The following is an 11,374-nucleotide window of genomic DNA, read 5'->3' on the forward strand; positions in this document are numbered from 1 at the left end:
GGGCAGGTCGGCGACCGCCCGCGCGAGGTGCCGCTGGTCTGGCACGGCGAGCGGGTGGGGCGGCTGCTGGTCGGCCCGCCCGCCCCGCGCCGCTTCCCCGCCGCGCACGACGAGCGGGTGCTGGCCACGCTGGTCCCGTACGCGGCCGACGTGGCGCACGCGGTGCGCCTCGCGGCCGACCTGCAGCGCTCCCGGGAGCGCATCCTGGCCGCCCGGGAGGAGGAACGACGGCGGCTGCGCCGCGACCTGCACGACGGCCTGGGCCGCACGCTGGGCGAGATGGCCGCGGCCGTCACCACGGCCCGCGCCAGCCTGAAGAGCTCCCCGGAGACGGCGGACAGGCTGCTGCGCGAGTTGCGCTCGGGCATGGACACGGTCACGCACGACGTCCGGCAGCTCGTGTACGGCCTGCGCCCGCCCGTCTTGGACGACCTGGGCCTGGCCGCCGCCCTGCGGGCGCTGGCCGGGCCGGGCGATCCCGAGGGCCCCGCCACCGTGGTGGACGCCGAGGGCGACCTGGCCGACCTGCCCGCCGCCGTCGAGGTGGCCGTCTACCGGATCGCGCAGGAGGCGCTGATCAACGCCCGGCGCCACGCGCGTGCCACCCGGGTCCGGGTCGAGCTGCGCCGCGAACCCGCGGCGCTGCGCCTGCTGGTCGCCGACGACGGCGTGGGCCTGCCGCCGGAACGCCGTACGGGCCCCGGCCTGACCTCCATGCGCGAGCGCACGGCGGAGCTGGGCGGGATCTGCCTCCTCACGGGCGAGCCGGGCGCGGGCACCACGGTCGAGGTCACGCTCCCTCTGCCGGGCAACGGAGCGCCGCCGGCACGGCGCCACCCCGCCGATCCGCCCGGACAGGGCGCCGGGATGTCCGGCGGGGCGACGGATTTCGTGGTGTCCTGAAGCGATTCGCCGGGGTGGCGGTCCCGCGTTTATCGGAAGGGGAACCTGGGATGACGACACGGGTGGTGCGGGTCCGGGACGCGCGAGCCGCGGCGGCCCGGTGGGTCGCCCGGGAGGCGGCCGCGGCCCCGAACTTCGCCGGGGCCTTCCTGACCGGCTCCACGGCCTGGGCGGACCCCGGCACGGTGCTGCCGCCCACCTCGGACGTCGACGTGACGGTCGTGGTCACCGATCCCGTCGCGCCGCCCAAGCTCGGCAAGATCCCATGGGACGGCGTGCTCGTCGAGGTCTCGTACCTGTCCTGGGACCGGCTCGCCTCGGCGGCGGAGGTGCTGGCCTCCTGCCACCTGGCCGGGGCCTTCCGCGCCGACACCGTGATCGCCGACCCCACCGGGCGCCTGGCCCGGCTGCGGGCCGCCGTCGCGGCGGGCTTCGCCGAACGGCGCTGGGTCCGCCTGCGCTGCGCGGACGCCGAGAGCCGCATCACCGGCGGCCTCGCGGCGCTCGACGCGCACGCGCCGTTCCACGACCAGGTCACGTCCTGGCTGTTCCCGGCCGGCATCACGACCCACGTGCTCCTCACCGCGGGGCTGCGCAACCCCACAGTACGGCTGCGTTACCCGGCGGTCCGCGAACTCCTGCGGAGCTACGGCCGGATGGACGTCTACGAGGAACTGCTCGGCCTGCTCGGCTGCGCGCACCTGCCCCGCGAGCGGGTCGAGGCCCACCTCGCCACGATGACGAGGGCGTTCGACGCGGCGGCGGCCGCGGCTCGCACGCCGTTCCCGTTCTCCTCCGACATCACCCGGGCGGCCCGGCCGGTGGCCGTTGACGGCGGTCTCGACCTCGTCACGCGGGGACTGCACCGCGAGGCCGTCTTCTGGATCGCGGCGACGTACGCCCGGTGCCTGAAAATCCTCGCCGTGGACGCGCCGGGGGAGACGGGCCACCGCGCCGGATTCGCGGACCTCGCCGCCGACCTCGGCATCGGATCGCCGGACGACCTGCCGCGCCGGGCGCGTGAGGTGAGCGCGTACCTGCCCCGCCTGCGCGCGGTCGCCGAGGAGATCATCGCCGCGAACCCGGAGATCGAGGACGCATCAGCTCCCGGTGGGTGACGGGCTCGGCGAGACCCCCGGCGGAGGGCTGGGCGAGAGGCTCGGTGACGGGCTCGGTGACGGGCTCGGAGACGGGCTCGGAGACGCGCCCGGCCAGGGCGAGTAGGTGTTCCGCCACGCTCCGGGCGGCAGGATCGGGACGTCGACCCGGACCGACCCCGCGTTCTGGAACCGGAACGTCACCGGGATCGTGCCGCCGCTGCCCAGCGGGCGGGTGAGGCCGGCGAGCAGCACCTGGGGAAGGGCCGTCCCGCCGACGTACCTCCCGCCGGGGATCTCCAGGCCGCCGGCGGGCAGGCGGGCCTCCCGGAACAGGCCCCCGGTGTCCACCGCCACCAGGCGGTCGGTGCGGCCGCTCTCGTTGAGCAGCATCATGTAGACCGGCATGTCGGTCCCCGGCGGGGCGGGCTGCTGCGAGCCGAGGATGAAGGCGTTGCGCAGCAGCAGTCCCGGCAGGTTCACGTTCGCCCCGTCGTTCTGGGGCATCGTCTGCGTGTAGTAGTCCTGCTTGATGTCGCCGCAGGCGGCGGTGACCGCCGCGCCCGCGATGCAAAGAGCCGCCAGGATCCTGCGCATGTCGACCTCGGCTCGCTCGGAGGCGTCTTTCGGGTGCGGTACCCCCTCTGGCCGTCGCCTACCGCCGGAAAATTATGCGAGCCTTCAATCCCCGAGCGAGTGGAGGAAACGCCATGCCGCCGATCTCCCCGGAAAAGGCTCCGGAACAGGCAGGGTTCGTGCCGGACCTGCCCCACCGGCTTGAGGCCCTCGTACGGAGGGGCGGGGCGCCGGCGCTGCACGGCGTCGTCGTGGCCCGGCACGGCGCCGTCGTCCTGGAGTGGTACGGCGGCGGCGAGGACCACGTGCTGAACACCCCGCTCGGCCACGTGGACTTCGGGCCGGACACGCCGCACGACCTGCGCTCGGTCACCAAGAGCCTGGTCGCGCTGCTGTACGGCCTGGCGCTGGGGTCCGGCCTGGTGCCGGAGCCGGGCGAGCCGATCCTGACGGTCTTCCCCGAGTACGCCGACCTGGCGGCCGACCCCCGACGGGCCGGGCTGACCATCGCGCACGCGCTCACGATGACGATGGGCCTGGAGTGGGACGAGAGCGCGCCCTACACCAGCCCGGCCAACAGCGAGATCGCGATGGAGATGGCGCCGGACCGCCGCCGGTACGTGCTGGAGCGCCCCTTCGTGGAGGAGCCGGGTGAGCGGTGGCGCTACAGCGGGGGAGCCGCGGCTCTCGTCGGCGCGATCGTCGAGGAGGGCACCGGCCTGCGCCTCGAGGAGTTCGCCCGCACCGCGCTGTTCGAGCCGCTCGGGGTCGGGGCCTTCGAATGGTCGGCGGGCTCGGACGGCAGGGCCCTGGCCGCCTCGGGCCTGCGCCTGACGCCACGCGGCCTCGCCCGCGTCGGGCAGGCCGTGCTGGACCGGGAGATCGTCCCCGGCTGGATCGGGGAGATGCTGCGCCCCCGGGTGCCCGCCTGGGAGGGCGTCTCCTACGGGTACATGTGGTACGTCGGCCCGGGTGCGCGGGCGACGGCGATCGGCAACGGCGGCCAGCGGCTGTTCCTGCTGCCCGATCTCGATCTCGTCGTGGCCGTCACCGCCGGCGACTACGACGGACCCGGTCAGGACACCGCGCCGAGAGCGGTCCTGGAGAATGTGGTCCTGCCCGCGATCACGTGAGGAGACGCCCGATGATTTTCATCACCGCGAAGTTCCGGGTGCTGCCGCAGCACGCCGACCGCTGGCCGGAGATCACCCGTGAGTTCACCGAGGCGACCCGGGCCGAGCCGGGCTGCCTCTGGTTCGACTGGTCGCGCAGCCTCGACGACCCGGCGGAGTACGTCCTCGTCGAGGCCTTCCGCGACGACGAGGCCGGGGCGGCGCACGTGGGATCGGAGCACTTCCAGGAGGCCCGGCGGACGCTGCCGCCCCACCTCGCCGAGACCCCGCGGATCGTCAACGTCACGGTTCCGCAGGACGACTGGTCCCTCCTCGGCGAGATGGCCGTCCCCGCCGAGGACTGAAGCCGCTCGAAACCGGCAGGCGTCCCGGCGGTGCAGGCGTGGTGCGAGAGCTGTCCGGTCGCTCACACACGCGCCGAGACGAGCGGCCATGATGGCGGCCGCGTCTTCCGCTGTCGTCACGTCGCCCCTCGCCTCGGCGGTATCGCCCTATCAGGGCCTCGTCTGACGACCGCTCCGGAGGGACGCCGACAACTCTGCCGCGTAGACTGGCGGACGTGACTGCCGCCCATGACTATGAGGACATGCATCACCTCGTCGACCGGCTCCCACCCGCCGGTGTGCGACGTTTGCGGCTGCTGGTGCAGGCCGATCCCGAGCTGGCGAAGTTCGTGCAGCCTGATGAGGCGGAGCAGGCTCGACGTCGGCCGTCCTTCATCGGGCTCGGTGCCTCGGGACGCACCGATGTTTCGGAACGGCATGACGAGCTGCTGCGAGAGGGGTTGGATCGTCCCTTGTGACGATCACGCTTGTGGACACCGGCGTCCTCTACGCGGCCATCGACCGATCCGACGCACATCACGAGACGTCGGCCCACCTGCTGTCCACCCTCCCGGGAAGGCTACTGGTCCCCACCACGGTGCTGACGGAAACCTCCTGGCACGTCGAGAAGAATCTTGGTGCGAAGGCCGAAGCGGTGTTCCTGGAATCGGTGTCGCGCGGCGAGCTCGAACTGACGGAACTGCATCCGCGCGACGTCGACAGAGCCGCGCAGCTAGTGGAGGGGTACGCGGGTCTGCGACTGGGATTCGTGGACGCTTCGGTGATCGCTCTGGCGGAACGGATGAAAATCGATCGGGTCGCCACGATCGACCGGCGCCACTTCACCGTGGTCCGGCCACGGCATGTCCCGGCCCTCACACTTCTTCCCACGGTCCTGTAGCTCGGCAGAACCTCGACAACGATGCCCCCGGAACCCCGCATCGGGTTCCGGGGGCATCGCGGCCCGTCAGTAGCCGAGCTCGCCGAGGTCGGGCTGCTGCCAGCCGCCCTGCGGCACGTCGCCCTTGTACGGCCCCCCGACGACCGGGGGCACGAAGGTCTCCTTGATCGTGCGGGCGTTGACCCAGCGGATCAGGTTGAAGATCGAGCCGGCCTTGTCGTTGGTGCCCGAGGCCCGGGCCCCGCCGAACGGCTGCTGCCCGACGACCGCGCCTGTGGGCTTGTCGTTGACGTAGAAATTGCCCGCCGCGAAGCGCAGCCGCTCGGTGGCGTCGGCGATCGCGTACCGGTCCCGCGCGATGACCGACCCGGTCAGCGCGTACGGCGCGACGCTCTCCATCTGGTCCAGCACGGTGTCGTACGCCGCGTCGTCGTAGACGTGGACGGCGAGGATCGGGCCGAAGTACTCCTTCGAGAAGACCTCGTCGGCGGGATCGGCGCACTCCAGCACGGTCGGCCGCACGAAGTAGCCGGCCGAGTCGTCGTAGGAGCCGGTGAGCACCTCGATCGAGTCCGCGGAACGCGCCCGGTCGATCGCCTCCTTGTGCTTGGCGAAGGCCCGCGCGTCGATGACCGCGCCCATGAACGTGGACAGGTCGCCCGACACGTCGCCCACGGTGAGCGACTCGGCCGCCGACACGAAGTCGTCGCGCATCCGGGTCCACAGCGAGCGCGGCACGTACGCCCGGGAGGCCGCCGAGCACTTCTGGCCCTGGTATTCGAACGCGCCCCGCAGCAGCGCGGTGGCCAGCGCCCCGGTCTCCGCCGACGGGTGCGCCAGGATGAAGTCCTTGCCGCCGGTCTCGCCGACGAGCCGCGGGTAGCCCCGGTAGCCGGCGATGTTCTCCCCGACGGTGCGCCACAGGTGCTGGAACGTGGCCGTCGAGCCGGTGAAGTGGATCCCGGCCAGCTCGGGATGGGGCAGCGCGACCTCGGAGATCGCGCCGCCGTTGCCGGTGACCATGTTGATCACCCCGGGCGGCAGCCCGGCCGCCTCCAGCAGCCGCATGGTGAAGTGCGCCGAGAACTGCTGCGTCGGCGACGGCTTCCACACCACGACGTTGCCCATCAGGGCCGCCGACGCCGGCAGGTTGGCCGCGATGGAGGTGAAGTTGAACGGCGTGATCGCCAGGACGAAGCCCTCCAGCGGGCGGAACTCCATGCGGTTCCACACGCCCGGCGACGACTGCGGCTGCTCGGCGAGCAGCCGCCGGGCGTAGGCGACGTTGAACCGGAAGAAGTCGATCAGCTCGCACGCGGCGTCGATCTCGGCCTGCTGCGCCGACTTCGACTGGCCGAGGATGGTGGCCGCGTTGAGCGTGGCCCGCCAAGGGCCGCTGAGCAGCTCGGCGGCCCGGAGGAACACCGCGGCGCGCTCCTCGAACGGCAGGGCCCGCCAGCGCGGCGCGGCCTCGAGCGCCGTGTCGACCGCCGCCCTGACGTCGGCCGTGGTGGCGTCGGCCGTACGGCCGAGCACGGCGGCGTGGTTGTGCGGCTGCACGACGTCGATCGGGGCGCCGCCGGCCATGCGCCGCTCGCCGCCGATCGTCATCGTCAGGTCGAGGGTCGTCCCGGACAGCTCCTTGATCCGGGTCTCCAGGGCCGCGCGCTCGGCGCTGCCCGGCCCGTACCCGTGCACCGGCTCGTTCGCCGGCACCGGGACATCGCTGATCGCATCCATCATTTACCCCTCAAAGCGCGAAGGAAGAAGGCGACGTTGGCCGGGCGCTCGGCCAGGCGGCGCATGAAGTAGCCGTACCAGTCGTCGCCGTAGGGGACGTAGACCCGCACCCGGGACCCGGCCGCGGCCAGCGCCGCCTGCCTGTCGGCCCGGATGCCGAAGAGCATCTGGAACTCGTAGTCGCCGGTGCCGCGCCCGGCGCTCACCGCGAGCGACTCGGCGATCGCGATCAGCCGGTCGTCGTGCGTGGCCACCATCGGATAGCCCGTGCCGTTCATGAGCACGCGCAGGCACCGCACGTACGCGCGGTCGACCTCGGCCTTGCTCTGCCAGGCCACCGAGGCGGGCTCGCGGTAGGCGCCCTTGACCAGCCGCACCCGCGACCCGGCGAGGTCGCGGCAGTCGGCCTCACTGCGGAACAGGTAGGCCTGGATCGCCACGCCGGTCTCCGGGAAGTCCTCCCGCAGCGTGCGCAGCACGCCGAGCGTCGCGTCGACGGTGGTGTGGTCCTCCATGTCCAGGGTGACCGTGGCGCCGCACTCCCGCGCCGCCGCGCAGATCTGCCGCGCGTTCTCCAGGGCCATGCCCGGGTCGAGGGCCTGGCCGACGGCCGACAGCTTGACCGACACCTCGGCCCGGTCGCCGAGGCCGAGCGGCCGCAGCTCCTCCAGCAGCGAGACGTACGCCTTGGCGGCGGCGACGGCGGTGCCGGGATCCCGGACCTCCTCGCCCAGATGATCGATGGTGACGGACAGCCCCGAGCCGGTCAGGCGGCGCGTCGCGGCGACGGCGTCCGCGGCGGACTCTCCGGCCACGAAACGGTCGACGACCTTGCGCGTGAGCGGGAGCCCCGACACGGCCCGGCGGGCGAGCGGGCTGCGTGAGCCCGCGAGAAGCAGAGAACCGAGCATGGCCTCAGGGTAAATCCGCACGTCACGGAAGTTCCACGGACATCCGCCACAGCATTTTTCGACAAATGCACAAGAATGTCAGCATGCAAGACATCGTCGATGAGATCTCCCGACTGCTGGACGCCTCCGTGACTCTGGAGGACCGCTCGTTCAACCTGCTGGCGTACGGCACGCAGAGCGGGGACATCGACCGGGTGCGGCAGGAGTCGATCCTGCGCAGGCACGCCTCCGACGAGGTGCGCGCGCACTTCGAGGCGTACGGCATCGCCACCGCGACGGGCCCGGTGCGGATCCCCGGGCTGCCCGGCCTGCTCGGCCGCGTGTGCGTGCCGCTGCGGCACGGCGGGGTGACCTACGGCTACCTGTGGGCGCTCGAATCCGGCGCGCTCACCGATGAGCGCCTGGCCGCCGTCGCGCCGCTGGTGGGCCGCGCGGCCGCGCTGCTGGCCACGCAGGCCCGTGGCCGGCACGCCCCGCTGCGTCAGTTCTTCTCCGCCGACCCCGCGGTCCGCGCCACCGCCGGGGTGCACGTCGAGGGACCGGTGACGGCGGTGGCCGTCCGGACGCCGGCGGAGGTCCCCGGGCCGCCGCGCACGCTGCCGCGCGGCGTGCTGGCCGACCCGGACGTGACCGAGACGGCCGTGGACGCGCCGCTCCTCGCCGTGCTGGCGCCCGCCGCGCAGGCCGCGCCCGTCGCCCGCCTCCTGCACGGCCTGTACGGCATGGCCGCCGGGATCGGGGGCCCGCGCGACGACCCGGGGGAGGCCTGGCAGAGCTGGCGGGAGGCGCTGCTGGCGCTGCGGGTGGCCGAGCACGTCGAGCGGCACGCCCCGATCGCCGACTGGAGCGGGCTCGGCGTCTACCGGCTGCTGGCCCGGCTGTCCCCGCGCGACCTGGCCGACCTCGCCGCCGAGTCCGTCGCGCTCACGCCCCGGATCGCCACGAGCGTGGAGGCCTACCTCGACCACGCCGGGCAGGTCCAGGAGACGGCGGCGGCGCTGGGCGTGCACCGGCAGACGCTGTACTACCGGCTGGGCAAGGCCGGGCACCTCACCGGGCTCGACCTCGCCGACGGGGAGGACCGCCTGCTGCTCCACCTGTCGCTGAAGGCGGCGGCCCTCCTCCCCGGCCACGTGTGACCTATGGGATCCGGGTCATGTTCGACTCGTAGCCCCCGCCGCCCGGGTAGTGCCAGCGGCCGGTCATGGCGTCGCCGCCGGTGGTGAAGGTGCCCCGGAAGTACGCCGGAGACCCCTTCGCGCCGCCCCAGATGGTCAGCGTGTCGCCGTCGAGCTCGTAGACGTAGTCGAGGGTGTCGCCCCCGCCGCCGTAGTAACGGGACTTGATGTCCTCGCTCGGCGCGTCGGCCCCGTAGGGCCGCTCACGGCCGATGATCTCGATGCCGGCGATGGGCCGGCCGTCCTGCTCCAGGCGGATGTCCTGGATGAGGAAGAAGCCCCCCTCCATCCAGCGGTAGGTGACCGTGCCCTCCGCGCCGCCGGTCACGCGCCACGAGCCGACCAGCCGGTCCAGCGCCCTGACCTGCTCGTCCGGCTGCGCCGTTCCGGTGTTGTCCGGCCCGGTGATGTCCGACATGGTGTTCTCCTTCTCCCGTCGTGCGATAGCGCTCGTATGACGGCGCGGGCGGAAGAAGGGAATCGGTCCGCACGGAGGACGTGTGTCACGATTCGGTAACGGCCGGCTGTATGGAGAGCGGCAGGCCGAAGAGGGGCAGCAACTCGGGGCCGAAGGTGGTGATCTCCGTGACGAGGCCGTCCTCGGCGCACAGGACATCGATGTTGACCGCGGTGAAGGAGGTCTCCCCGGGCCGCCGCACGTAGTTCGCCACCGCGGGCTGCCGGTTGACCGCGAGCGGCACGCAGTGCCACTCGCCCCAGCGCTCCTCGCCCTCCAGGACCGGCCGCCACATGTCGAGCACGGCCGCCCGCCCGGCGAACACCAGGGCGGCGGGTGGCATGGCCTGCCGGACGTCCTCGCGCAGCAGCGCCGCCAGCGCCGCCAGGTCGGCGTTCCTGGAGGCGGTGACGTACCGCTCCAGCAGGTCGAGCTCGACGCGGCTGGGCCGGGTGGCCGCGGCCCAGTCCGCCCGCCGCCTGGGCAGACGGTCGCGCAGCGTCGCGCGGGCGCGCTGCGAGGCGCTCTTGACCGAGGCGACGCTCATCTCCAGCGCCTCGGCGGTCTCGGTCACCGGCCAGCCGGCCACGTCGCGCAGGATCAGCACGGCCCGCTGCCGCGGCGGAAGGTGCTGGATCGCCGCGAGGAACGCCAGCTCGACCGTCTCCCGGGCGATGGCGGCCGCGTCGGGCCCGCCCTCGTCCGGCGCCGCCAGATCGAGCAGTTCGTCCGGATAGGGCTGGAGCCAGGGGACGTCGGCGGGGGCCGGACGCCCCGGCTGTGCCGGAGCGTCCGCCGCCGCCACCTCGCGGGCGCGGGCGCCGGACAGCGCGTCCAGGCAGGCGTTCGTGGCGATCCGGTAGAGCCACGCCCGGAACGTCGAGCGCCCCTCGAAGCTCCGCCGCGCGCGCCAGGCCCGCAGGAGCGTCTCCTGCACCAGGTCTTCCGCCTCCGTGAACGACCCGAGCATCCGGTAACAGTGCACCCGCAGCTCGTGCCGGTGACGCGCGGCGAGCTCGCCGAACACGGCCTCGTCACCCGCCCGGACGGCCTCCACAGCCGGATCCACCGCCGGGCCCGCGGCCGGTTCCACGGCCGGTCCCCCAATGGGCCGCTCGGCCGCGCCGTCCCGTCCGCTCACACCCGCCCCGCGTCCACGTCGCACCTCCGGATCACCCGGAAGGCTACCGCCCCGGAGCCCGGTAGATCCGCACCCAGTCGACGTACACCGTGCCGGTCACCGGGCCGCCGCCGGAGGCGCCGTTGCGCAGCACCAGGCCCATCCCCTCGGACCGGGGGACGTGCGGGCCGGTGTAGTTCCACACCTGCCTGCCGTCCAGCCAGAAGGTCACCCGGCCGGGCAGCCAGTCGACGGTGATCGTGTGCCACTGAGTGAAGTCGGCCGCCATCTCGGCCCGGGCCCGCTCCCGGCCCTGCCGGACGGAGAACTGCGCGCGCCGCCCGTCGGCGTCGCCGATCGCCGTCACGCCGATCTCCGCGTCCTCCGCTCCCGCGCCGTCGGGTTGGGGGAACTCCTCGTACCGGGAGCCGGTGTATTCGGCGTATCGCGCGTCGCCGTATTCGGGAGCGCCCGATCCGGCGGACCGCAGCAGCGCGACGGGAAGCGCGCCGTCCTCGGCCCGCAGACGGACCTCCCAGCGGCCGTACCGCTGGACCGACGCCGCCGACAGGTCCGCCTCCTGGCCGCCCTCGCCGAGGCGAAGGGCCTCCCCGCCGAAGTCCTCCACCAGGGCAGGGCTGCCCCAGCCGCCCGTGGCGGCGCCGGAGGAGCGGGGGAAGGGCGTACGCGACGGCGCGGAGGGCTGCCGCGCGGCCCCGCCCGCGCCCCCGGGGATCACCCGGGCGGGCGCGCGGTCCTCCCGGGGCACGTCCTCCGGTTCGATGACGTCCACCACGACCGGCCGGTCCGCGGTGCGCACCGGCCGCGCCAGCCGCATCGGAGGCTCGGCCTCAGTGGTGGGCGCGGGCGTCGCCCGCGGGCTGGGGGAGGAGACGACCGAGGGGCTCGGGGAGGGACGCGGCGACGGCGCCGCGGGGACGTCGCCGATCTTCTCCGCGGCCTTCTCGCCCTCCTGGCCGGCGGCGCCCTCGTCCGCCGCCACGGCGGCCGCGGTGGCGGTCTGCGTCGCGCTCA

At 73.7% G+C, this 11,374-nt stretch carries 13 protein-coding genes; 7 read left to right on the plus strand and 6 right to left on the minus strand.

Annotated features, from left to right (window positions below; genetic code table 11):
* Positions 1-903 (plus strand): sensor histidine kinase (locus AB0J39_RS34190; RefSeq protein ID WP_363472363.1); only part of this gene is annotated, 903 nt, incomplete at its 5' end.
* 50 nt (positions 904-953) lie between these two features.
* Positions 954-2,021, plus strand: a complete 1,068-nt coding sequence (locus tag AB0J39_RS34195) for a hypothetical protein (RefSeq protein WP_363472365.1) — start codon at positions 954-956, stop codon at positions 2,019-2,021.
* Here AB0J39_RS34195 and AB0J39_RS34200 read toward each other — a convergent pair.
* Positions 2,004-2,597 (minus strand): copper chaperone PCu(A)C, encoded by a 594-nt coding sequence (locus tag AB0J39_RS34200; protein ID WP_363472367.1) that lies wholly within the window; start codon positions 2,595-2,597, stop codon positions 2,004-2,006. The genes AB0J39_RS34195 and AB0J39_RS34200 overlap by 18 nt on opposite strands.
* A gap of 113 nt (positions 2,598-2,710) precedes the next feature.
* Between AB0J39_RS34200 and AB0J39_RS34205 the strand changes: the two genes are divergently transcribed.
* The 4 genes from AB0J39_RS34205 (at position 2,711) to AB0J39_RS34220 (ending at position 4,933) form a co-directional block, all read left to right on the plus strand.
* Entirely contained in the window at positions 2,711-3,709 is a 999-nt protein-coding gene (locus AB0J39_RS34205; RefSeq protein WP_363472370.1) for a serine hydrolase domain-containing protein, read from the plus strand.
* 11 nt (positions 3,710-3,720) lie between these two features.
* Positions 3,721-4,053, plus strand: a complete 333-nt coding sequence (locus AB0J39_RS34210) for a putative quinol monooxygenase (RefSeq protein WP_363472372.1) — start codon at positions 3,721-3,723, stop codon at positions 4,051-4,053.
* A gap of 215 nt (positions 4,054-4,268) precedes the next feature.
* Positions 4,269-4,511: a hypothetical protein gene (locus AB0J39_RS34215; protein WP_363472375.1), complete on the plus strand. Its 243-nt coding sequence runs from the start codon at positions 4,269-4,271 to the stop codon at positions 4,509-4,511.
* Positions 4,508-4,933, plus strand: coding sequence for a PIN domain-containing protein (locus AB0J39_RS34220; RefSeq protein ID WP_363472378.1), 426 nt, complete (start codon positions 4,508-4,510; stop codon positions 4,931-4,933). The genes AB0J39_RS34215 and AB0J39_RS34220 overlap by 4 nt, the downstream gene beginning before the upstream one ends.
* 66 nt (positions 4,934-4,999) lie before the next feature.
* Here the strand turns inward: AB0J39_RS34220 and pruA are convergent, their stop codons facing one another.
* Positions 5,000-6,673, minus strand: coding sequence for an L-glutamate gamma-semialdehyde dehydrogenase (gene pruA / locus AB0J39_RS34225; RefSeq protein ID WP_363472381.1), 1,674 nt, complete (start codon positions 6,671-6,673; stop codon positions 5,000-5,002).
* Positions 6,673-7,584, minus strand: a complete 912-nt coding sequence (locus AB0J39_RS34230) for a proline dehydrogenase family protein (protein WP_363472383.1) — start codon at positions 7,582-7,584, stop codon at positions 6,673-6,675. Before AB0J39_RS34230 ends, pruA begins: the two co-directional genes overlap by 1 nt.
* Positions 7,585-7,667: 83 nt before the next feature.
* Here AB0J39_RS34230 and AB0J39_RS34235 point away from each other — a divergent pair, with 83 nt between their 5' ends.
* Entirely contained in the window at positions 7,668-8,723 is a 1,056-nt protein-coding gene (locus AB0J39_RS34235; RefSeq protein WP_363472384.1) for a helix-turn-helix domain-containing protein, read from the plus strand.
* A gap of 1 nt (position 8,724) precedes the next feature.
* On the opposite strand, the gene AB0J39_RS34240 is transcribed toward AB0J39_RS34235, so the two are convergent.
* From AB0J39_RS34240 to AB0J39_RS34250, 3 genes are all read right to left on the minus strand, one after another.
* Positions 8,725-9,180, minus strand: a complete 456-nt coding sequence (locus AB0J39_RS34240; protein ID WP_363472385.1) for a hypothetical protein — start codon at positions 9,178-9,180, stop codon at positions 8,725-8,727.
* Between the two features lie 85 nt (positions 9,181-9,265).
* Positions 9,266-10,360, minus strand: coding sequence for an RNA polymerase subunit sigma-70 (locus AB0J39_RS34245; RefSeq protein WP_363472387.1), 1,095 nt, complete (start codon positions 10,358-10,360; stop codon positions 9,266-9,268).
* Positions 10,361-10,403: 43 nt separating this feature from the next.
* A partial coding sequence (locus tag AB0J39_RS34250) for a glycoside hydrolase family 16 protein (protein WP_363472389.1) occupies positions 10,404-11,374 on the minus strand: 971 nt, incomplete at its 5' end.

Source organism: Microbispora sp. NPDC049633 (assembly GCF_040675265.1).
Taxonomy (GTDB): domain Bacteria; phylum Actinomycetota; class Actinomycetes; order Streptosporangiales; family Streptosporangiaceae; genus Microbispora; species Microbispora maris.